20 protein-coding genes are annotated in these 21,965 nt (G+C 58.3%); 12 read left to right on the top strand and 8 right to left on the bottom strand.

Going from position 1 to position 21,965, the window contains the following annotated elements; genetic code table 11:
- Nucleotides 1–1,005, top strand: coding sequence for a FecCD family ABC transporter permease (locus tag ACWR1S_RS14405; RefSeq protein ID WP_454563999.1), 1,005 nt, complete (start codon nt 1–3; stop codon nt 1,003–1,005).
- Nucleotides 1,002–1,766 (top strand): ABC transporter ATP-binding protein, encoded by a 765-nt coding sequence (locus tag ACWR1S_RS14400; RefSeq protein ID WP_454563965.1) that lies wholly within the window; start codon nt 1,002–1,004, stop codon nt 1,764–1,766. The genes ACWR1S_RS14405 and ACWR1S_RS14400 overlap by 4 nt, the downstream gene beginning before the upstream one ends.
- On the opposite strand, the gene ACWR1S_RS14395 is transcribed toward ACWR1S_RS14400, so the two are convergent.
- Both ACWR1S_RS14395 and metE read right to left on the bottom strand, forming a co-directional pair.
- On the bottom strand, nt 1,705–2,256 hold the full coding sequence (locus tag ACWR1S_RS14395; protein ID WP_454563964.1) for a GNAT family N-acetyltransferase: 552 nt from the start codon (nt 2,254–2,256) through the stop codon (nt 1,705–1,707). The two genes, ACWR1S_RS14400 and ACWR1S_RS14395, sit on opposite strands and share 62 nt — an antisense overlap.
- Nucleotides 2,257–2,462: 206 nt before the next feature.
- Entirely contained in the window at nt 2,463–4,751 is a 2,289-nt protein-coding gene (gene metE, locus ACWR1S_RS14390) for a 5-methyltetrahydropteroyltriglutamate--homocysteine S-methyltransferase (protein ID WP_454563998.1), read from the bottom strand.
- Nucleotides 4,752–5,163: 412 nt separating this feature from the next.
- Between metE and ACWR1S_RS14385 the strand changes: the two genes are divergently transcribed.
- From ACWR1S_RS14385 to yecR, 4 genes are all read left to right on the top strand, one after another.
- On the top strand, nt 5,164–6,540 hold the full coding sequence (locus tag ACWR1S_RS14385) for a pyridoxal-phosphate dependent enzyme (protein ID WP_454563963.1): 1,377 nt from the start codon (nt 5,164–5,166) through the stop codon (nt 6,538–6,540).
- The gene (locus ACWR1S_RS14380; protein WP_007918059.1) at nt 6,537–7,709 is read left to right on the top strand and encodes a cystathionine gamma-synthase; all 1,173 of its coding nucleotides are present in this window, start codon (nt 6,537–6,539) and stop codon (nt 7,707–7,709) included. The genes ACWR1S_RS14385 and ACWR1S_RS14380 overlap by 4 nt, the downstream gene beginning before the upstream one ends.
- Before the next feature lie 509 nt (nt 7,710–8,218).
- A complete protein-coding gene (locus ACWR1S_RS14375) occupies nt 8,219–8,533 on the top strand; it encodes a hypothetical protein (RefSeq protein WP_454563962.1) in 315 nt (104 codons plus the stop codon).
- 33 nt (nt 8,534–8,566) lie between these two features.
- The gene (gene yecR / locus ACWR1S_RS14370; protein ID WP_454563961.1) at nt 8,567–8,875 is read left to right on the top strand and encodes a YecR family lipoprotein; all 309 of its coding nucleotides are present in this window, start codon (nt 8,567–8,569) and stop codon (nt 8,873–8,875) included.
- A gap of 102 nt (nt 8,876–8,977) precedes the next feature.
- Here yecR and ACWR1S_RS14365 read toward each other — a convergent pair whose 3' ends face one another.
- Entirely contained in the window at nt 8,978–10,594 is a 1,617-nt protein-coding gene (locus tag ACWR1S_RS14365) for an ATP-binding response regulator (protein WP_454563960.1), read from the bottom strand.
- A gap of 115 nt (nt 10,595–10,709) precedes the next feature.
- Between ACWR1S_RS14365 and ACWR1S_RS14360 the strand changes: the two genes are divergently transcribed.
- Complete coding sequence (locus ACWR1S_RS14360) at nt 10,710–11,315, top strand: LuxR C-terminal-related transcriptional regulator (RefSeq protein WP_454563959.1); 606 nt, start codon at nt 10,710–10,712, stop codon at nt 11,313–11,315.
- 99 nt (nt 11,316–11,414) lie between these two features.
- On the opposite strand, the gene ACWR1S_RS14355 is transcribed toward ACWR1S_RS14360, so the two are convergent.
- Both ACWR1S_RS14355 and ACWR1S_RS14350 read right to left on the bottom strand, forming a co-directional pair.
- Nucleotides 11,415–12,185, bottom strand: a complete 771-nt coding sequence (locus tag ACWR1S_RS14355; RefSeq protein WP_454563958.1) for a hypothetical protein — start codon at nt 12,183–12,185, stop codon at nt 11,415–11,417.
- 213 nt (nt 12,186–12,398) lie between these two features.
- Nucleotides 12,399–13,397 (bottom strand): bile acid:sodium symporter family protein, encoded by a 999-nt coding sequence (locus tag ACWR1S_RS14350; RefSeq protein ID WP_454563957.1) that lies wholly within the window; start codon nt 13,395–13,397, stop codon nt 12,399–12,401.
- Nucleotides 13,398–13,481: 84 nt separating this feature from the next.
- On the opposite strand from ACWR1S_RS14350, the gene ACWR1S_RS14345 reads away from it, so the two are divergent.
- Nucleotides 13,482–14,270, top strand: a complete 789-nt coding sequence (locus ACWR1S_RS14345; protein WP_454563956.1) for an AraC family transcriptional regulator — start codon at nt 13,482–13,484, stop codon at nt 14,268–14,270.
- Nucleotides 14,271–14,479: 209 nt separating this feature from the next.
- A complete protein-coding gene (locus ACWR1S_RS14340; RefSeq protein WP_137218152.1) occupies nt 14,480–14,950 on the top strand; it encodes a hypothetical protein in 471 nt (156 codons plus the stop codon).
- A gap of 18 nt (nt 14,951–14,968) precedes the next feature.
- On the opposite strand, the gene ACWR1S_RS14335 is transcribed toward ACWR1S_RS14340, so the two are convergent.
- Nucleotides 14,969–15,913, bottom strand: coding sequence for a Dyp-type peroxidase (locus ACWR1S_RS14335; protein ID WP_454563955.1), 945 nt, complete (start codon nt 15,911–15,913; stop codon nt 14,969–14,971).
- A gap of 164 nt (nt 15,914–16,077) precedes the next feature.
- Between ACWR1S_RS14335 and ACWR1S_RS14330 the strand changes: the two genes are divergently transcribed.
- Nucleotides 16,078–17,052, top strand: coding sequence for a TerC family protein (locus ACWR1S_RS14330; protein WP_454563954.1), 975 nt, complete (start codon nt 16,078–16,080; stop codon nt 17,050–17,052).
- Between the two features lie 126 nt (nt 17,053–17,178).
- Here the strand turns inward: ACWR1S_RS14330 and ACWR1S_RS14325 are convergent, their stop codons facing one another.
- The gene (locus ACWR1S_RS14325; RefSeq protein ID WP_454563953.1) at nt 17,179–18,279 is read right to left on the bottom strand and encodes a polyamine ABC transporter substrate-binding protein; all 1,101 of its coding nucleotides are present in this window, start codon (nt 18,277–18,279) and stop codon (nt 17,179–17,181) included.
- Between the two features lie 249 nt (nt 18,280–18,528).
- Nucleotides 18,529–19,935, bottom strand: coding sequence for a purine-cytosine permease family protein (locus ACWR1S_RS14320; RefSeq protein ID WP_454563952.1), 1,407 nt, complete (start codon nt 19,933–19,935; stop codon nt 18,529–18,531).
- Between the two features lie 324 nt (nt 19,936–20,259).
- Between ACWR1S_RS14320 and ACWR1S_RS14315 the strand changes: the two genes are divergently transcribed.
- Both ACWR1S_RS14315 and ACWR1S_RS14310 read left to right on the top strand, forming a co-directional pair.
- Complete coding sequence (locus tag ACWR1S_RS14315) at nt 20,260–20,745, top strand: flavin reductase family protein (RefSeq protein ID WP_454563951.1); 486 nt, start codon at nt 20,260–20,262, stop codon at nt 20,743–20,745.
- A 147-nt stretch (nt 20,746–20,892) separates the two neighbouring features.
- Nucleotides 20,893–21,936: an LLM class flavin-dependent oxidoreductase gene (locus ACWR1S_RS14310; RefSeq protein WP_454563950.1), complete on the top strand. Its 1,044-nt coding sequence runs from the start codon at nt 20,893–20,895 to the stop codon at nt 21,934–21,936.
- Nucleotides 21,937–21,965: the final 29 nt, after the last annotated feature.

Genomic DNA, 21,965 nt, shown 5'->3' with positions numbered 1-21,965 from the left:
CTGATCCGCACCCTATTAGCCTTGGCGATACTGTTGATTGCCGTGGTCGCTGGCGTGGCCATCGGTGAAACCTCGATTGAACCGGGCGTGGTCGTGCAAGTGCTGGCGAACAAATTGTGGGGCGCAGGGTACGCGCTGGATCCCATCGATGAAGGCATCGTCTGGAACTACCGCCTGACCCGCGCACTGGTCGCGGCCGCGTGCGGTGCCGGTCTGGCGACGTGCGGGGTGATTTTGCAATCGCTGCTGCGCAACCCGTTGGCCGATCCGTATCTGCTGGGGATTTCTGCCGGTGCCTCGACCGGGGCGGTGATGGTGGCGCTGCTTGGTGTTGGCGCAGGAATGATCTCGCTGTCAGTCGGCGCCTTCGCCGGCGCGGTCACGGCGTTCGTGCTGGTGATTCTGCTGGCGCGGGTCAGCGGTTCGGCCAGCGGCACCGGGCAGATCATTCTTGCCGGGATCGCCGGTTCGCAACTGTTCAATGCGCTCACTGCGTTTCTGATTACCCGCTCGGCCAGTTCCGAACAGGCGCGCGGGATCATGTTCTGGCTGCTGGGCAATCTTGGCGGCGTGCGCTGGCCGTCGGTGTGGCTGGCGGTGCCGGTGGCCGTGTTGGGACTGGTCGTGTGTCTGTGGCATCGGCGGGCGCTGGATGCGTTTACCTTTGGCGCGGATTCGGCGGCATCCCTCGGCATTCCGGTGCGACGTGTGCAGATTTTGTTGATTGGCTGTGCGGCGCTGGTGACGGCGGTGATGGTGTCGATTGTCGGTTCGATCGGCTTTGTCGGACTGGTGATTCCCCACGCCGCGCGGCTGTTGCTCGGCACCGGTCATGCACGTTTGCTGCCGGCCAGTGCGTTGGGCGGCGCGGTGTTTCTGATTGCCGCTGATGTGCTGTCGCGCACGCTGATCAAGGGTCAGGTGATTCCGGTCGGGGTGATTACCGCGTTGGTCGGTGCGCCGGTGTTTGCCCTGATTCTGGTGGGTCGGAGATCGGCGCGATGAGCAGTGTTTTGAGTTGTTCTGGTCTGAGCTTCAAAGTGCGCGGCGCCGAGTTGCTCAGCGGTGTCAGCCTTGAAGTTCAGCGCGGCGAAACCCTCGGCATCGTCGGGCCGAATGGATCCGGCAAATCCACCCTGCTCAAACTGCTGGCCGGGTTGCGCGAACCGAGCGCCGGCGAGGTGCTGCTTGAAGGGCAGCGTCTCGGCAAAATGGCCCGGCGCAGCATTGCGCAAAAGCTTGCGGTGGTCGAGCAGCAGGCCGACACCGACGACGGTATTCGCGTGTTCGATGCCGTGGCGTTGGGGCGCACGCCTTGGCTGTCGGCGCTGCAACCGTGGTCGGCGGACGACGACGTCATTGTTCAGCAGGCGCTGACCGACGTTGACGCGATGCACCTGCGCACCCGTCTGTGGCGCAGCCTGTCGGGGGGGGAACGGCAGCGGGTGCACATCGCTCGGGCACTGGCGCAGCGACCGCAGATTCTGTTGCTCGACGAGCCGGCCAACCACCTCGACATTCAGCATCAACTGACCATTCTCAACGTGGTGCAGGCGTTGCCGGTGACCACGCTGATTGCTTTGCATGATCTTAATCAGGCGTTGAAATGTGATCGTCTGGCGGTGCTGGAGCGCGGGCGACTGGTAGCGCTGGGCGAACCGTTGGCGGTGCTGACACCGCAGCGGTTGCAGGAGACGTTCGGGGTCAGGGCGCACTATCTGACGGACCCGTTTGATGGGGCGCAGATTCTTCGATTTCACTCATGACGTTGTGCATGTGAGTGGTCTGCCAGACCGGGTCAGTGTCGACGTCAATAATGTCGAAACCTTGCCGCTGCCAGAACTCAATGGCGCCCGGTAAAAACGGATGGGTGTGCAGGTAGATCACTTCTACTTTGTTGGCGAGTGCCAGATCCTTGATTGATCGATATAGCGTGCCGGCCAGACCTGAGCGGCGCTGCGATGGCAGGACAAACAGACGGACGATTTCCACCACTTTAAGGTCGGGATAATCAAGGTTTGGGAAGCGTCGGTCGTAAGGGAGATAACCTATCGAGGCCACAATCTGCCCCGCATGACGAGCAATCAGAAAGCGCCCTGCCCCATGCAGATAAACCTCGGCAAAACGCACAAGATCATCAGGCATGCCCGTCGCGCTGAGTTTGGGGAAAAGCTCGGCGCGGGCCTTTAAGACGAAATCCAGCACCTCGGGAATGTCCGCGTCAGACACGGTTTGGATAACGGGTTGATCACTCATGTAGCGGCAAACACCTGAACTGCGGCTGGGCACAGTAGCAACTGCGGGCCCCGTGAGGCCATCCAAAATCGCCTGACTTACACAACACCCTGTGGGAGCGAGCTTGCTCGCGAAGGCGGCGGATCATCCAGCATTGATGTTGACTGACAGGACGCCTTCGCGAGCAAGCTCGCTCCCACAGGGTCGGGTGTCATACCGGTTGAGCGTTACGCCAACTCTTTACGCAGCTGCCGGGCGGCAGTAACCATGTGCACCAGCGCCGCTTCCGTCTCCGGCCAGCCGCGGGTTTTCAAACCGCAATCCGGGTTGACCCACAGCCGCTCGGCCGGAATCCGCTTGGCAGCCTTGCGCAGCAAATTAGCCATTTCCGAAGCATCCGGGATGCGTGGCGAGTGGATGTCGTAGACACCCGGGCCGATTTCGTTCGGATAAGCGAAGGCTTCGAAGGCATCCAGCAACTCCATGTCGGAACGCGAGGTTTCGATGGTGATCACGTCGGCATCCATCGCCGCGATAGATTCGATCACATCGTTGAATTCGCTGTAGCACATGTGCGTGTGGATCTGCGTTTCGTCGCGCACACCGGAGGCGCACAGGCGGAACACTTCCGTCGCCCAGTCCAGATAAGGCTGCCACTGCGCCTGACGCAACGGCAGGCCTTCACGAAACGCCGCTTCGTCGATCTGCACGATCTTGATGCCGGCGGCTTCCAGATCGACCACTTCATCGCGGACCGCAAAGGCCAGTTGCCGGGCCTGCACTTCACGGCTCACGTCTTCACGCGGGAACGACCACATCAGCATGGTCACCGGACCGGTCAGCATGCCTTTCATGACCTTGTCGGTCAGGCCTTGGGCGTAGCGGATCCACTCGACCGTCATGGCTTTCGGACGGCTGAGGTCGCCGAAGATCACCGCCGGTTTCACGCAGCGCGAACCGTAGCTCTGCACCCAGCCAAAACGGGTGAATACGTAGCCATCCAGTTGCTCGGCAAAGTATTCGACCATGTCGTTACGCTCGGCTTCACCGTGCACCAGCACATCCAGGCCCAGACGCTCCTGGATTTCCACTGCGTGACGGATCTCGCTGTGCATGGCTTCGGTGTATTCGGCTTCGGTCAACTTGCCTTGTTTGAACGACTGGCGAGCGAGGCGGATCGACGCGGTTTGCGGGAACGAACCGATCGTCGTGGTCGGGAACAGCGGCAGATCCAGCCCCGCGCGTTGCTTGGCAATGCGCTGGGCGAACAGCGACTGACGCTGACTGTCCTTGGCCGTGATAGCGGCAACCCGCGCTTGCACCGCAGGTTTGTGAATACGCGGCGAAGCGGCACGTGCAGCCTGCACCGAACGGCTTTCAGTCAGAGCACGCAGCACTTTCGGCGCCTCGGGTTCGTTGACCGCTTGAGCCAGCACCGCCACTTCTTCGCACTTCTGCACGGCAAAGGCCAGCCAGCTTTTCAACTCGGCATCGAGCTTGTCTTCACGGCCCAGATCCACCGGGCTGTGCAGCAACGAACAGGACGGCGCGACCCACAGACGATCGCCCAGACGCTCGTGCGCATGCTGCAAAGTCGCCAGGGCATTTTCCAGATCGCAGCGCCAGACATTACGGCCGTTGACCACGCCCAGGGACAACACTTTATAAGCCGGCAAGCGATCAAGAATGGTCGGATATTGCTCCGGCGCACGCACCAGATCGATGTGCAAACCGTCGACCGGCAGGTTCGCCGCCAGACCGAGGTTTTCTTCCAGACCGCCGAAGTAGGTGGCCAGCAGTTTTTTCAGCGGATCGCGCTGAATCTGGTTATAGGCACGCTCAAACGCGTTCTTCCATTCCTGCGGCAGGTCGAGCACCAGAATCGGCTCGTCGATCTGCACCCACTCGACGCCTTGGGCGGCGAGACGCGCGAAGATCTGCCCGTACAACGGCAGCAAACGATCGAGCAATTCCAGCTTGTCGAACTCGGCACCTTTGGCCTTGCCCAGCCACAGATACGTCAGCGGGCCGATGATCACCGGTTTGACGTTGTGGCCCAGTGCGCGGGCTTCTTCGACTTCATCGAAGAGTTGATCCCAGCCCAACTGGAACTGTTGATCCGCACTGAATTCCGGGACCAGATAGTGATAGTTGGTGTCGAACCACTTGGTCATTTCCTGGGCGTGCGCACCGCCGCAGCAGCTGTCGCTGACGCCACGGGCCATGCCGAACAGGGTCTGCAGAGTGGCTTTGCCGTCATGCGGACGGAAGCGCTCAGGGATCACGCCGAACATCAGCGAGTGCGTCAGCACCTGGTCGTACCAGGCGAAATCGCCGACCGGCAGCAATTCGATGCCGGCGTTTTTCTGCAAGTCCCAGTGGGCCTTGCGCAGCTCACGGCCAACATCACGCAGGCCGGCCTCGTTCAGTTCTCCTTTCCAGAACGCCTCTTGCGCTTTCTTCAGTTCGCGGTCGCGACCGATGCGCGGAAATCCAAGGGAATGGGCCAGTGCCATAACAAACAACTCCAATGTCTTGTTGATGGCGGCCATTGTCGGCATCGGTCACTAGTGAGACAAACTCATTTTAATCTTGATCAACACGAGTTTCTCTCATGATCAAATCATCGCTGAAAACCCCTCTGACTTGTGCACTGCCAGACTCACCAAGCCGTTTTCGCAGCAGTAAATTTCTTCGCAGATCAAGCGATTGGTGAGCGTGACGACGCCCTTTGAAAACTCGATGACGCCTCTGTGTAAACGCACTCAAACCCGCGCCGGCAGGTCTTTGATTTCGATCTATCGTTAGATCGAAATGGCTGAGTTGGCGACCGACTAAAGGTTGCGACAGCTGATGTCTGAGCCTATGTTGCACGCGAGTCTTTTCCCCGCGAATGGAACGCGATCAACACCACAAAGAGGTGAAGAAATGTCTAAGGAATCACGCCCTGCCGTACTTGGGCTGATCGGCAACACTCCGCTGGTTCAAGTCACCCGCTTCGACACCGGGCCTTGCACACTGTTTCTCAAACTTGAATCGCAGAACCCTGGTGGTTCGATCAAGGACCGCATCGGTCTGGCCATGATCGACGCGGCTGAACGTGATGGTCGTTTGCAACCCGGCGGCACGATTGTCGAAGCCACGGCCGGCAACACCGGCCTCGGCCTGGCACTGGTTGGCCGCGCCAAAGGCTATCGCGTGGTGCTGGTGGTGCCGGACAAAATGTCCACCGAAAAAGTCCTGCACTTGAAGGCCATGGGCGCCGAAGTGCACATCACCCGCTCCGACGTCGGCAAGGGCCATCCCGAGTATTACCAGGACGTCGCCGCGCGTTTGGCGAAAGACATTCCCGGCGCATTTTTCGCCGATCAGTTCAACAACCCGGCCAACCCTCTGGCCCACGAATGCAGCACCGCTCCAGAGATCTGGGCGCAGACCGAACATGATCTGGACGCCATCGTCGTCGGTGTCGGTTCGGCCGGCACGCTGACCGGCCTGAGCCGCTTCTTCAAGCGTGTGCAACCGGATCTGGAAATGGTCCTGGCCGACCCGGTCGGCTCGGTGATGGCGCAATACAGCCGCGACGGCTCCCTGCCAACGCCGGGTTCATGGGTGGTGGAAGGCATTGGTGAAGACTTCATTCCGTCGATCACCGACCTCTCCAGCGTGCGCCACGCCTACTCGATCAGTGACGAAGAAAGCTTTGATCACGCGCGTCAGTTGCTCAAGGCCGAAGGCATTCTCGGCGGCTCCTCGACCGGCACCCTGCTCGCGGCGGCGCTGCGTTATTGCCGCGAACAGACCGAGCCGAAACGTGTGGTGAGTTTCGTCTGCGACACCGGCACGCGCTATCTGTCGAAGGTCTACAACGACCAGTGGATGACCGATCAAGGCCTGTTGCAGCGTAAAGGTTATGGCGACCTGCGTGACTTGATCGCCCGCCGTTTCGAGGATGGCCGCGTGATCAGCGTCGGCCCCGACGACACCCTGCTGACCGCGTTCCAGCGCATGCGCCTGGCGGATGTTTCGCAGTTGCCGGTGCTGGTGGAAGGCAAGCAACTGGTCGGTGTGATCGACGAATCGGACATCCTCCTGCCGGTGCATGAAGACGCTTCCCGTTTCAGTCAATCGGTCTCCAGCGTGATGACCGACAAACTGCAAACCCTCGCCCCCGGCGCCACTCTTTCCGAGCTGGAAGCGGTGCTCAGCCGTGGCCTCGTCGCCATCATTGCCGACACGTCGGGCTTCCATGGCCTGATCACCCGCACCGACATGCTCAACCAATTACGGAGATCCCTCGCATGAGTCAGCACGACGATAAATCCCAAGGCTTCGCGACCCGGGTGATCCACGCCGGGCAGACGCCGGACCCGACCACCGGCGCGCTGATGCCGCCGATCTACGCCAACTCCACGTACCTGCAAGACAGCCCCGGCGTGCACAAGGGTTTTGATTACGGGCGCTCGCACAACCCGACGCGTTTTGCCTTGGAGCGTTGCGTGGCGGACCTTGAAGGCGGCACCCAGGCGTTCGCGTTCGCCTCCGGGCTGGCGACGATTTCCACGGTGCTCGAACTGATCGATGCCGGTTCGCACGTCATCTCCGGCAATGACTTGTACGGCGGCACGTTCCGCCTGTTCGACAAGGTCCGTCAGCGCAGTGCCGGACACCGTTTCAGCTACGTCGATCTGACTGACCTGGCGGCGTTCGAAGCGGCGCTGCAGGACGACACACGCCTGGTGATTGTCGAGTCACCGACCAACCCGCTGCTGAGCCTGTCGGACCTCGCCGCTATCGCCCGTATCTGCCGCGCTCGCGGGATCATCAGCGTGGCCGACAACACCTTTGCCAGCCCGTATATCCAGCGGCCGCTGGAGTTGGGTTTCGACATCGTGCTGCACTCGACCACCAAATACCTGAACGGCCACTCCGACGTGATCGGCGGCATCGCCGTGGTTGGCCAGAACCAAGAACTGGCCGAGAAGCTGGGCTTCTTGCAGAACGCGGTGGGTGCGATTGCCGGGCCGTTCGACGCATTTCTGACCCTGCGCGGGGTGAAAACCCTGGCATTACGCATGGAACGTCATTGCAGCAACGCGCTGGATCTGGCGCAGTGGCTGGAACAGCAGCCGCAGGTCAAACGCGTCTACTATCCGGGGCTGGCCTCACATCCGCAGCATGAATTGGCCAAGCGTCAGATGCGCGGTTTCGGCGGGATGATTTCCGTGGATCTGAACAGCGATCTGGATGGCGCGCGGCGCTTTCTCGAGAACGTGAAGATCTTCGCCCTGGCGGAAAGTCTCGGTGGCGTGGAGAGCCTGATCGAGCACCCGGCGATCATGACCCACGCGACCATTCCGGCGGATACCCGCGCCAAACTGGGCATCGGCGATGGTCTGGTGCGTCTGTCAGTGGGCGTTGAAGACGTTGAAGACCTGCGTGCCGACCTGGCGCAGGCGCTGCAATCGATCTGACCTGGCAAGAACGACAAAGCCCGCACGTAGCGGGCTTTGATGTTCGAGCAGGCGGCCAGTGCTGGTCTCTGGCTTACAAGGTTTATCGGGCTTCCCACAGTACCGGGCCAAATTGAAAAGGTACGGCCCCGGCTGCTTCACACGGCATAAGGGCTGGATCTCAGCGCGGAGATCTTTCTAACCGTGTACCTTTCGGAGCGCGCCCCACGCCCCCTTGCTATCCGATTGCGCATCAGTCTGCGTCTTCGCCTACATCTTTGAGCCTAGCAAAGCCTCGTGGACTTGAATCAGAGTTTTTAGACTGATTTGAGCTTTGACCCAATCGGGCAGGAAGAGAAGCGCCTAATGCCCGTCGATCCCCCACTGCACTAGCACATTTGTGCTAATCGACCGCCCTGTCAGCTGGCGTTATATTCCCCCGCACCCCTCGATGCTCCTCAACGTTGCCTGCTCGCAGCGTGCGGGATCGTTGTGCCTGGAAATCAGAACAATACCAAGGAAGACACACCATGAAACTGCATGCAAACCTCACCAAAATCGCCGTATTCGGTGCCGTGCTGCTCGGCGTGGCCGGCTGCCAGACCGTCAAACCCACTGAAGCGAGTATGAAAGAACGCGCGCAAACGGTGATCGGTAAACCGGTGTCGAAAATCGACAACATCCGCAACGACAGCACCCTCACCTACTACACCGCGTACACCACGGCCGGGGAATACAACTGTGAGTTGCCGAGTGGCGTCATCATCGCCGTGGCGAGCATGGGCATCATGTCGCCGCCGTTGTCGTGCCTGCCAAAAGGCGCTTCGCCGATTCCATTCCAGTAATTCCATCACGTCGGTAAAGGACACCGTTTGCCCATGAAAACCCTGATCGCAACTCTCACCCTCAGCGCCCTGTTCCTGACTGGCTGCGCCACGCCAAAACAATGGGAAGCCACCGGCGGCAGCAAAAACGATGGCATCGTTCAGGTCTCCTATGACCTGGGCCAGTTCGAAAGCGGCCAGACCAGCGCCGAACAAGGCCTGACCGTCGCCGCACAACGCTGCAAGACCTGGGGCTACAAAAACGCCGAGGTTACCGGCTCCGAGAAAAACAACTGCCGCACCATGGGGCAGTACAACTGCCTGCAGACCACCATCACCCAGGATTACCTGTGCAAGCGCTGAACAAGCACTAACTTTGCAGGAGCTGTCGAGTGTAACGAAGCTGCGATCTTTTGATTTTGATCCTGAAAATGAAGATCAAAAGATCGCAGCATGCCGCAGCGCCTACAGGGTTTGGGTTTCGCAGTCGCGCAGCGCTCGTAAGGTTGCGCGCAGTTCGGCCGGGCGTACCGGTTTGGACAGAATGGCAATGTCACGGTCTTGCAGGGCCGCCTGGATTTTTTCGACGTCGTGCCCAGTGATGATCATCGCCGGCACCGCCCAGCCTCTCCGCTTACGCACATCGTCAATGCATTCGATGCCAGTGGCGTGGGTGCCGAGGTCATAGTCGGCGACGATGATGTCGCAGTCGGTCATCAAATCCTGCCCCCTCAGTTCCGCTTGAACCACACAGCCCCAACGCTCCAGCAGCGCCGACGTCGCGAGCAATACGTTGCGATCATCCTCCACCAGACACACCTTCAACCCGGTCAGCAAACCGACCTGACGCGCCTCATCACGATTGACCGTTACCTGCGGCGGCGCGGTGATCGGCAAGCCGTACAAAGTCACCGCCGTTCCCCGCCCGAGCCGCGAGCGCAGAGCAACTCCTACACCGATCAACTCCCCCAACCGCTTGACGATCGACAGCCCGAGCCCAACGCCTTCGACATCCTTGTCGCGCACTTGCCGCACCCGATAAAACTCATCGAACACCTTGCCCAGATGCTCATCGGCGATACCGTTGCCTTGGTCATAAATCACAATGGCCAGCCCTGCCCCGCGCCGGCGCACGCCGATCAATAGGGGCCGGTGCGCACCGTATTTGAAGCAGTTGGACAGCACGTTCTGCACCATGGTCGCCAGCAACGCCGGATCGGTCTGAACCCAGTAGGAACAAGGACGCAAACGCAGCTCCACCCCTGCCCAACGCGCCGCCTCGGCGTTCTGACGGATTAGCTCCGCCAGCCATTCGCCGAGATTCACGCTTTGCAGTTTGGGCAACACGCGCCCGTTGTCGAGGGTGTATAGGTCGAGAATCGAGCGGAACAATTGCGACACGTTGAGCAACGAACGGTCGATGTTGTCGACCAACCGCCGCTCGTCTTCACCCAAGTGCGACTCACGCAGGCACGCGGTAAACAGACCAATCGAATGAATCGGCTGGCGCAAATCATGACTGGCCTGAGCGAGAAATCGCGACTTTTCCAGATTCGCCGCCACCGCTTCTTCGGAGGCCTTGCGCGTACGTTCCAGCAACAAGTGCGCATAAAACGGAATCACCGTGCTGGTAAGCATCAGCATCAACACCATGAAGGGTTGCGCCTGCCACACTGGCGTCAGGCGATAAACACACAGCAACGCCACTAACGCCAGCGCCGTGGCGATCGCCAGATAGCGCGAGCCATAACGCATGCCATTGCCGAGGTTGACCCAGATAATCACCGCATACAGCGGCAACGCCGCCTCACCACCGATCACCAGCCCGAAGCAGGTGCCGGTGTAATCGTGAACCATGGCGAAAATCCGTCGCGCCGGATAATGCCCCGGCCAACGCGCAATCGCCTGACGCAAGCCGATCGAGGCCAGCAAAAACACAATGATGTAGGTGATCACCGGCAGATAGGTATCGAAGCGCTGGCCGGGCAAAAAGCCCAGTATGAGCATGTAAACCACGGCAATACTGGCGATGATGATGCGCAGATTGGCTTGGTCGAGTTCGGTGTTTTTCTCGAACTTCATGGTTAAACGTCCTTGTGCGGCAATCGTCAGTTTCCGAATCAGCCTACAGGCAACCTTCGCGCCCGATGCTAAGGTGCAAGCCTCGAGTAACGCCTGACCCAGGGAGGGTCATGCCATGAACTGTCGAATTATCATAGCCGACGATCACCCGCTGTTTCGCGAAGCGATGCTGCGCACGGTACAGCGGTTGCTGCCCGAAGCCGTTATCGAAGAAGCGGGCGATCTCGACGCCGTACTGGCGCTGTTGCCTTTGGGTGACGAGCCGGACACGCTGATTCTCGATCTCAGATTCCCCGGCCTGACCTGCGTCAGCCAGCTCGCCGAGCTGCGTCGACGCTTGCCGCGAACGACATTGATCGTAGTGTCGATGGTCGATGATCAAGCACTGATCAATGAAGTGATGGCCGCCGGTATCGACGGCTTTATCGGCAAAAACATCGCCCCCGATGAAATCGGTCAGGCGATTCTGGCGATTCGTGAAGGTGAAGTGCTGGTGAAGTTTGCGCCGTCCGGGCTGTTGCCGCTGGAAACCGGCGCCGCCCTCACGCCCCGTCAGCAGGACGTGCTGCGCTTGATCGCCCAAGGCAAGACCAACAAGGAAATCGCCCGCGAACTGGATATTTCACCGTTCACGGTGCGGATTCATGTGTCCTCACTGTTGCGCACGCTGAACGTGCCCTCGCGGGCTGCGGCGGCGGTGAGATATTCGGGGGGAGATTAGCGCTTGTGTATTTGAACCGAGTGATTTACCAGTGATTTTTTGGACCTTGGTTCGTCCAGAGAGAAATATGATCTAACGCTCCGGACCAATTGTAGCCCCTCAGCTCGGGCCGTCCCCGCCGCCACTACCACCTGATTTTGAAGGTTTTAGCGGATTGGATTTCGGCTTCGAACCTGACGCATCTGTTTGCCCACTACCTGGGCTATTGGTTTTTGTGATCTTCAGAACCACTTTCTGAAACCATTCATGCAGTTCACCGACACTGTCAAAACGTTTGGAAAAACATTTGTTTTTCTCGTCTCGCCGTGCAGCTATCAAACAAATTTTACTTCCTTTTTTACCCTTCGTCGTGACGCTGACAAGCATATTAAGATACTCATCAAACTCTTTGACCGGCAATGCATACAGAGAACCGTCGGAGAACAGATCAACGGCATAATCATACAATTCAATTTTTTTGCTTGGATCACATTCACTACCCAAACACTTCAATCGCTCTCCGAAGAATCCTGGCAATACTTGCGTATTACATACCGCGTCCCGGTAGACATAGAAGGTCTGCGAACCATCGATATCATCCCCAGCAAAAAAATGGCACTTATAGTGAAGACTCCGCATACGCGAGTTCTCATAAAGTGACTCACAAACCGGGTATACGCGTAAAGTCTTCCTTTCTTCAGATTTATTGCTCGACAGGGAATCCTTGAACTCAACCAAGCTATAATTCATTGAATTTGTGAATACAACATCACCCAATACTTTTCTATCAGCACCACCCGTTGGATAATGCTTGAAGATTGCTCCGCACTCTTCCGCCAGATCTCTCAGATTATCTACAAAAGCGGAGATCACGCCATTTTCATTATCCATAATGGAACCTTCAGTTGAATTTCCGTAAAAAACGCCGAATCGTACCATGATGAAAGACTGGAAAAATGCTGCGAGCCCTGTCTGAGTTGAAACGTAGTCCTGACAAAAATCAGTCAGCCGAAAACTGACGTGTTTCCGGATAACCATAAATGTCGAATAGCCTGTCGAGGCCATCTGAGCGCGGCGCTCTGAGAATCACATGATCGGTCAATATCACGGATCAACCTGCGCCATCAACTCGGGTACCGACTCGGCGCGCTTGGCGTAGCGCTGAGCGAGCACCGCACAGACCATCAACTGAATCTGATGAAACAGCATCAGCGGCAGAATCAACACGCCAATCGTGCTGCCGGCAAACAACACCTGTGCCATCGGCACGCCGGTGGCCAGACTCTTTTTCGAGCCGCAGAACAGAATGGTGATGCGGTCTTCCTGGCTGAAGCCGAAGGCCTTGCCCAGCAACGTCGACGCCAGCAACACCAGCGCCAGCAGAATGCAGCAGACCACCACCAATCCCAGCAGATCGACGACGGGAATCTGATGCCAGATACCTTCGTTGACCGCCTCACTGAACGCGCCGTAGACCACCAACAGAATCGAACCTTGATCGACGAACTTCAGCCAGTTCTTGTTGCGTCCGACCCACGCGCCGATCCAGCGCCGTGCGATCTGCCCGGCAATGAATGGCAGAAGCAATTGCACGCTGATTTTAAGAATTGCATCCAGCGTCGAACCACCATCACCGTGGACATCGAGCAGCAACGTCACCAGCAGCGGCGTGAGGAAAATCCCGAACAGGCTCGATGCCGCCGCGCTGCAGATCGCCGCCGGAATATTACCCCGCGCCAGCGAGGTGAACGCGATTGCCGACTGCACCGTGGCCGGCAGTGCACACAGGTAAAGCATGCCCATGTACAGCTTGTCGCCGATCAGCGGTGACAGCAGCGGTTTCAGCGCCAGGCCAAGTAACGGGAAAAGCACAAACGTCAGGCCGAACACCAGCAGATGCAGGCGCCAGTGGCCGGCGCCGGCGATGATCGATTCGCGGGACAGTTTGGCGCCATGCAGGAAAAACAGCAGCGCGATGGCGATGTTGGTCAGCCAGCCGAAGCCGACGGCGACCTGGCCGCTGGCCGGCAGGAAACTGGCCAGCAGCACGACACCGATCAGCGTCAGGGTGAAGTTGTCGGGCAAAAAACGAGGGCGAGTCATGGTCGGTTCATCCGGGGGTTGCCAGTGCGTGCCGACGACTCTAACGTGACTGCCAATTACCGACTAACGCCGAAGAGCCACAAGATGCCGCCTAAAGGACATGACAAAAGCGTGCGCCGCAGCATTCCCGGGCTGCCCAGCCTGCCGCGTCCACTCTACGGCCGCACCGAATCGCTGCCCAATCGCGCCCTGACCCGACGCCACAGCCACCCGTGGGTGCAGTTGTCCTATGCGATTCAAGGTGTGCTGGAAATCCAGACCAGCGTCGGCCGCTTCGTCGCCCCGCCGGAGCGCGCCGTGTGGATCCCGGCGGGCGTGCCGCATCGGGTATTCAGCTCGCCGCACACGGAAATGCGCAGCCTGTACATTGATTGCAGCGTTGCCGGATGGGCGCTCGAGCGCTGCCACGTGCTCGGTGTCAGCGACCTGCTCAGGGAACTGATCCGCGCGTTCAGTCAGGTTCCGGTGGAATACGACCAGAGCGGCCCGCATGGACGCCTCGCCCAGGTCATCCTCGATCAACTGGCCGAAGCGCCGCAGATCGACTTGATGCTGCCGCTGCCGCAAGACGCCCGCTTAAAGCAGATCTACCAGAGCCTGGAACAACATCCTGAACAGCAAACCACGCTGAGCCACTGGAGCGAAAAGTTCGACGTCACCGAAAAGACCCTTACGCGCCTGTTTTTGCGCGACACCGGCCTGACCTTCCGTGCCTGGCGCCAGCGCTTGCGCCTGCTCGGCGCGCTGACGCCGCTGGAAAAAGGTGAACGCGTTACCGATGTTGCGCTGGCCTGTGGTTACGACTCGACGTCGGCGTTTATTGCGGCGTTTCGTCAGCAGTTTGGTGAAACGCCGGGAGAGTTTTTCCGTTGAATGGCAAAAGACTTCTGTAAATAAATGAACGCCTTACGCTTTTGCAATTGAAAAATAAAACCCGGCTACCACATTGTTTAAAAGTTGCCAACTGACAGATCTGTCAGTTGTTCTATCTGCAGGCAACACGTAGCGTCCTGATTAACTGAAGAGCCTGCAAGGCTCTGTTCAACGGTGAGATCAACTACTCTCAATCAGGAGTTCATGTCATGAGTGACCAAAAATTCTACACTCAACTCGACCTCGACAAATCCCTGCAACCGCTACCTTCTACAAAATATGCCACCACCACAGACAACAATCATTTCCAGGCGACCATTACCCCGCCACTTGGTACCTTCGGTGACTTCAAAGCCACCCAACATACCTATCGCTCTTTCACGCCGGACACCATCAGCATCATCGGGCGCAGAACGAATGGAGCAACCTTGGATCAGCTCCATATCTTTATTCCCGCCACGTTGAAAAACGGTAAATACCGTATCGAGGATTCTTCGGGAATTTCGGTAGGTTTTGTTACAGGTGGTTTTTTATATGAAGGCGTTAAAGGCAAACTATCTATCGAGCAAAATGGCGATAAGACATTCGTTGAGGCAAATTTCGATTATGAAATTTTACACTTGGGCAACAAACACATAGTTAACGGTAAACTTGCCCTCCAAGCCACCGAGTTCCTATAACCCTTTTACTGGGCTTCTTCATTTATCCGCCAATGCTTCCAGCAAATCGGCTGAAGGAACGAAATACAGGCTGCCAGTGACGGCCGTGCTGAAATCCAACAACTTGTCGTAATTACCCGGCGGCTTGCCGACAAACATGTTTTCCAGCATCTGCTCCATCGGCTCCGGCGAGCGCGCGTAGCCGATGAAGAAGGTGCCGAACTCCCCGGCTCCCGGCCGGCCGAACGGCATGTTGTCACGGAGGATTTTCACTTCCTCGCCGGCAGCGTTGGTGATGGTGGTCAGCGCACTGTGTGAATTGCTCGGTTTGACCGCATCATCCAGTTCGATATCGGACAGCTTGGTGCGACCAATGACGCGTTCCTGCGCTTCAACACTCAAGCCGTTCCATGCGGTCATGTTGTGCAGGTATTTCTGCACCAGCACGTAACTGCCGCCGCTGAAATCCGGGTCTTCATCACCGACGATGGTGAAATTGACCGCTTTACGCCCGACCGGATTTTCCGTGCCATCGACAAAACCGATGATGCTGCGCATGTCGAAATAGCGGAAACCTTGCACTTCGTCGACCACGGTCACTGCATCGCCGAGGACCGCCATGATCTGCGTGGCCAGTTCAAAACACAGGTCCATTTGATCGGCGCGAATGTGCAGCAGCAGATCGCCCGGGGTTGCCGGCGCGTGCCGCCCTTCCCCGCCAAACTCGCGAAAACCATGCAGTGACGCTGGTCGTGGACTGCCGAACAGGCGATCCCAGGCGTTCGAGGAAAAGCCGCAGATGCAGGTCAGATTGCCGGTCGGTACGCGCTTGCCGACCGAACGCACCAGCCCGGCGACATCGCCGCACCAATCTTTCACGGTTTGCGCGGCTTCCGGCCCGGCATTCAGCGTCGCAACGATGAAAATCGCGCTGCTGGTGATCGGACTGCACACCGCTTGAGGTTCGAGAATGTCGGTATTCATCGTTGAAAACATTGCTCCGTAAAAAGTGCCCGAGCTGTCAACGAGGGCGGATAGTTCGTTTTTATCGAACTGTTGCGCAGAAATAAACGATTTTTCTTTGCCGCAAAGTCGTCGCTAGCATGGCCTCGTCTGACCCCAATCCAAGAATAGACAGGGAGCGTGACATGCCAGCCACAAACATCAATATCGGCGAACCGTGGATGTGGGGCGCCTTCATCGTCTTCGTGCTTGCCATGCTGGCATTGGACCTGTTCGTCTTCGGTGGGCGCAAGGCGCATCGGGTGTCGGTTCGCGAAGCCTTGTCCTGGGTCATCGCCTGGTGTTTGCTGGCGCTGAGTTTCGCCGCTCTACTCTGGTGGTATCTGCACGGCGCGTTCGGCGCAGAAATCGCCCGGGAGAAAACCCTCGAATTCCTCACCGGTTATCTGATCGAGCAGTCGCTGTCGATCGACAACATGTTCGTTTTCGTGATGATCTTCAGCTACTTCGCCGTGCCGCCCGAATTGCAGCGACGGGTGCTGCTGTACGGCGTGCTCGGGGCGATCGTAATGCGCGCGGTGATGATTTTTGCCGGGGTGTGGCTGGTGTCGCAGTTCGAATGGCTGCTGTATGCGTTCGGTGTGTTTTTGATCTTCACCGGGATCAAGATGCTGGTGTTTGCCGAGCAGCAACCGGATCTGGACAAGAATCCGTTGCTGCGCTGGGTGCGCGGGCATATGCGCATCACCAGCGGGTTTCATGGCGAACGGTTTTTCGTCCTGCAAAACGGCGTGCGCTGGGCCACGCCGATGTTTCTGGTGCTGGTGCTGATCGAGGCCAGTGACTTGATGTTCGCGGTGGACAGTATTCCGGCGATCTTCGCCGTGACCACTGACCCGTTCATCGTCTTCACATCGAATATCTTCGCGATCATGGGCCTGCGCGCGCTGTATTTTCTGCTGGCAGATATGGCGGACCGCTTTCATCTGCTCAAGTATGGGCTGGCGATTGTGCTGGTGTTTATCGGCGGCAAGATGGTGTTGATGCCGTGGCTGCACATGCCGGTGGAGTGGTCGTTGGCGGTGGTGGGTGGGGTGATTCTAAGTTCGGTTTTGCTGAGTCTGGTGATGACCAAAGATGCCGAACGCCGCACTGAATGACACCCTACATAAACCTGTGGGAGCGAGCTTGCTCGCGAAAGCGCTGTGTCATTCAACGATGATGCTGAATGATCCGACGCCTTCGCGAGCAAGCTCGCTCCCACAGGGATTTCATTTGGCCGATAGTTATTTATCGGACTTGATGCTGGTCCACACCCGTGTACGCACACGCTCAAGTTTCTGCGACAACGGCTGCACAACGTAGAGGTTTTTCAGCGCTTCCGGGGTCGGCGTCAGGTTCGGGTTGTCGGTGATTTCCTTGTTGATCAGCGGCATCGAATCCTTGTTCGCATTCGGGTAGCCGAGGAAGTCGCTGATCGGCGCGATCACCTTCGGGTCGAGCAGGTTGTTGAGGAATTCGTGCGCCTCGGTGACGTTCTTCGCGCTTTTCGGAATGGCGAAGGTGTCGAACCAGATCGGCGCGCCTTCCTTCGGCAAGCGCCAGTCGACCACCACACCGTTGCCGGCCTCTTTGGCGCGGTTGCCGAACTGGTAGAAGCTGCCGGAGTAACCGATGGCCACGCAGATGTCACCGTTGGCAATGTCGGTCATGTATTTGGCCGAATTGAAGTAGGTCACGTACGGACGAACCTTGAGCATCAGCTCCTTGGCCTTTTCATAGTCGGCGGGGTTCTGGCTGTTCGGATCGAGGCCCAGATAATGCAGAGCCAGCGGGAGGATTTCCGTCGGCGAATCGAGCATCGCCACGCCGCAGGATTTGAGCTTTTCCATGTTCTCCGGTTTGAACACCAGATCCCAGCTGTCGACCGGCGCGTTGTCGCCCAGTGCAGCCTTGACCTTGGCCGGGTTGAAGCCGATCAGCACGGTGCCGACCATGTAAGGCACGCCGTACTGGTTGCCCGGATCGTTCTTGCCCAGCAGTTTCAGCAGTTCCGGATCCTGGTGGCTCCAGTTCGGCAGTTTCGACTTGTCGAGTTTCTGGAACACGCCAGCCTTGATCTGCGTTTCGAGGAACTGGTTTGACGGCACCACCAGGTCGTAACCGGAGTTGCCGGTCAGCAACTTGGCTTCCAGGGATTCGTTGGTGTCGAAGGTGTCCCAGGTCACTTTGATGCCGCTTTTTGCAGCGAAATCCTTGGGCACGGACGGCAGGATGTAGTCCGCCCAGTTGTACACGCGCAGTTCGCGTTGCTCAGCCTGGACCGCGCCGGCCAACAGCGACAGCCCACACACAGTGGCACCCAGAATGCGTTTCATCGTGACCATGGTTGTTCCCCAGAAGGCAGCGTGAGTTCGATGGTTTTTATGTTCTGTACACGGCAGCGGCTGTAAAGGTAGCCAAGGGTAAAAAGGGTCGAGCGTCTTGTTGTGGTTTTGATTCTTGCTGACAGCGTAGCTGGAGCACAGTGGGGGATGGGCCAAAAGGGGATCGATGTGGCCAATTTGATTGACCGTCGGGATGCGGAAACGACAATGCCCGGCACTTGGCCGGGCATTGTCGGGAAACGGATCAGCTCAGTCGGTGTAACCCAGCCTGGCCGCCCTGCTCCGCTCAGTCTGCCCACGTGTCGCCAGGCAGTAATACAGCGGAACGGTGACCACCAGACCGACCAGCCAGGACAAATCTGCGCCCTCGACCAGATTGGCGTAAGGCCCGACGTACAGCGAAGTATTGGCGAACGGCAACTGCACGATGATGCCAATAAAGTAAGCGATGATCGCGTGCAGGTTGAAGCGCCCGTAGACCCCGCCATCGGCGCGGAAGATCGAGCTGATGTCGTAGCAGCCGCGCTTGATAAGGTAGAAGTCGATCAGGTTGATCGACGCCCACGGCACCAGCACCAGCAGCAACGCCAGAATCAAACCGATGAACTCGGAAATGAAATCCGACGACGCACCCAGCGCAACCACGCAGCAACCCGCCAGCACCACGCTCGACAACACCACGCGCACCTTGATGCTTGGTGTCCATTGGCTGGCGAAAGTCTGGATCGAGGTGATGATCGAGAGCACCGCGCCATACAGATTCAGCGCGTTGTGGCTGATGATATTGAGCAGAAACAGCACCATCAGAATCGGCCCGAGCCAACCGGTCGATTGCTTGACCGCGACCATCGCTTCGGTGCCTTCCGGGGTCGCCAGCACGGCAACCGCGCCGAAACTGAACGACAGAATCGTGCCCAGCGTCGCGCCCAGATAAGTCGCCCAGAACGGCTTGGCAATGCCGATATCCGCTGGCAGGTAACGCGAGTAATCGGACACGTACGGCGAGAAGCTGATCTGCCAAATGATCCCCAGCGACACCGTCGCCAGCCAGCCGGACAAGTTGAAACTGCCGCGAGTGAGGAAGTCCGCCGGCAGATCATGGGCAAAGATATAAATGAAACCGGCCAACAACGCGCTGCCCATCACCCAGGTACCGATGCGATTCAGCGTGTGGATGAAGTTGTAGCCGATCACGCCAATCGCTGTGGCCGCCAGTGCACCGATCAGTATGCTCAACGGCGCCGGCACCGACGGCGCAATGCCGACGATGGATTTACCGGCCAGCACGATGTTGGAAATGAAGAAACCGATGTAGATGATCGCCGCAAAAAACACGATCAACAGCGCGCCATAACGGCCGAACTGGCCGCGACTCTGGACCATTTGCGGAATGCCCATGCGCGGGCCTTGCGCCGACGCCAGGGCAATCACCACGCCGCCGATCATGTGCCCCAGCGCAATCGCCAGCAGCCCCCAGAGCAAATCGAGATGGAACACCTGAACCACCATGGCGCCGGTGACGATGGGCAGTGGCGCAATGTTGGTGCTGAACCAGAGAGTGAATAGGTCGCGGGCCTTCCCGTGGCGTTCCGCGAGTGGGACGTAGTCGACCGTATGGTTCTCGATCAACGGATCTTGCCGGGACATCTGGGACATATGCATGAACTCGAGTTTGTCTGTTCTTATCGTTGTATGAAGCCAAACCGGGGGGACGCTTTGGTCGCCCCTCAGATGCAGACCATATTATGGTATTCCAAACAATTCACAAGACTGATCCGTAGTTTACGACGCCAGCTGATACGCCATCCTCGCTGAAACCGTGGCCTGCAGCCCAGCCCAAAGCCCCGTAAATGCTGAGTTTCCGACGAACGCGGCACGTTTATCGGTTCAGCTTAAAAGCCCTTGCAAAGATCGAATACTGGTATACCATCAGACCAACAAACACATAAAAACAGCGTCACAACACCCGAGGACCGACCAATGATCGATGCCGCCATCTACAAACAAGTCATGGGCTCGTTCCCGTCCGGCGTAACCGTTATCACCACCCTGGACGATGACGGGCAGATCGTCGGCCTGACCGCCAGTGCATTCAGCTCGCTGTCGATGGACCCGGCGCTGGTGCTGTTCTGCCCCAACTACAGTTCTGATTCCTACCCGGTGCTGATCAAGAACAAGCGCTTTGCCATTCACGTTCTGTCCGGCGGCCAGCAAAGCGAAGCCTACGCCTTCGCCCGCAAAGGCAAGGACAAGGCGCAAGGCATCGAATGGACCTTGAGCGAACTGGGTAACCCGATCCTCGCCAACGCAACGGCTATCATCGAATGTGAGCTGTGGCGCGAATACGAAGGCGGCGACCACGCCATCATGGTCGGCGCGGTGAAGAACCTGATCGTCCCCGAGCAAATCGCCGGGCCGCTGGTGTACTGCCACGGCAAGATGGGCGCCCTGCCCGTCGTGGCCTGATCGTCAGCCCCGCACAAATCAACTGTAGGAGTGAGCCTGCTCGCGATAGAGATTTTTCCGATGTCGATGTGTTTTTTGACACACCGCCATCGCGAGCAAGCCCGCTCCCACATGTAGCCTCAACAACAAAAGATCCGAGGAAGCGTCATGAAATTTTCCCTGTTCATCCACATGGAACGCTGGGACGAAAGCGTCAGCCACCGCCAACTGTTCGAAGACCTCACCGAACTGACCCTGATGGCCGAGGCCGGCGGTTTCAGCACCGTGTGGATCGGCGAACACCACGCCATGGAATACACCATCTCGCCGAGCCCGATGCCATTGCTCGCCTACCTCGCGGCGAAAACCACCACCATCCACCTCGGCGCCGGCACCATCATCGCTCCGTTCTGGCACCCGTTGCGCGTCGCCGGTGAATGCGCGTTGCTCGACGTCATCAGCAACGGCCGTATGGAAGTCGGCCTGGCCCGTGGCGCTTATCAGGTTGAATTCGATCGCATGGCCGGCGGCATGCCAGCCTCCAGCGGTGGCCAGGCATTGCGCGAAATGGTCCCGGTGGTCCGCGCCCTGTGGCAAGGCGACTACGCCCACGACGGCGACATCTGGAAATTCCCCACGTCCACCAGCGTGCCAAAACCAATTCAAAAGCCCAACCCGCCAATGTGGATCGCCGCCCGCGACCCTGATTCACACAACTTCGCCGTGGCCAACGGCTGCAACGTCATGGTCACGCCGCTGATGAAGGGCGACGAAGAAGTACTCGACCTGAAGAACAAGTTCCAGACTGCACTGGATAACAACCCCGACGTGCCACGCCCGCAACTGATGGTGCTGCGTCACACTCACGTGCACACCGCTGATGACCCGGACGGTTGGAAAGTCGGCGCGAAAGCGATCTCACGTTTCTATCGCACCTTCGATGCGTGGTTCGGCAACAAGCAGACCCCGGTCAATGGCTTCCTCGCACCGAGCCCGGAAGAGAAGTTTGCCGGGCGTCCGGAGTTTGAACTGGAGAGTTTGCACAAGACGGCGATGATTGGTACGCCGGAGGAGATCATTCCGCGGATCAAGTACTACCAGGAACTGGGGGTGGACGAGTTCAGTTTCTGGTGTGACAACAGCTTGCCGCATGAGGAGAAGAAGAAGTCACTGGAGTTGTTCATCAGGGATGTGGTGCCGGCGTTTCGGTAAACACTTTGCTGGCTCGGCCCGATAAATGA

The organism is Pseudomonas sp. AIG (genome assembly GCF_977020205.1).
The sequence above is the reverse complement of the archived record's forward strand: the minus strand, read 5'-3'. Positions and strand labels throughout refer to the sequence as shown.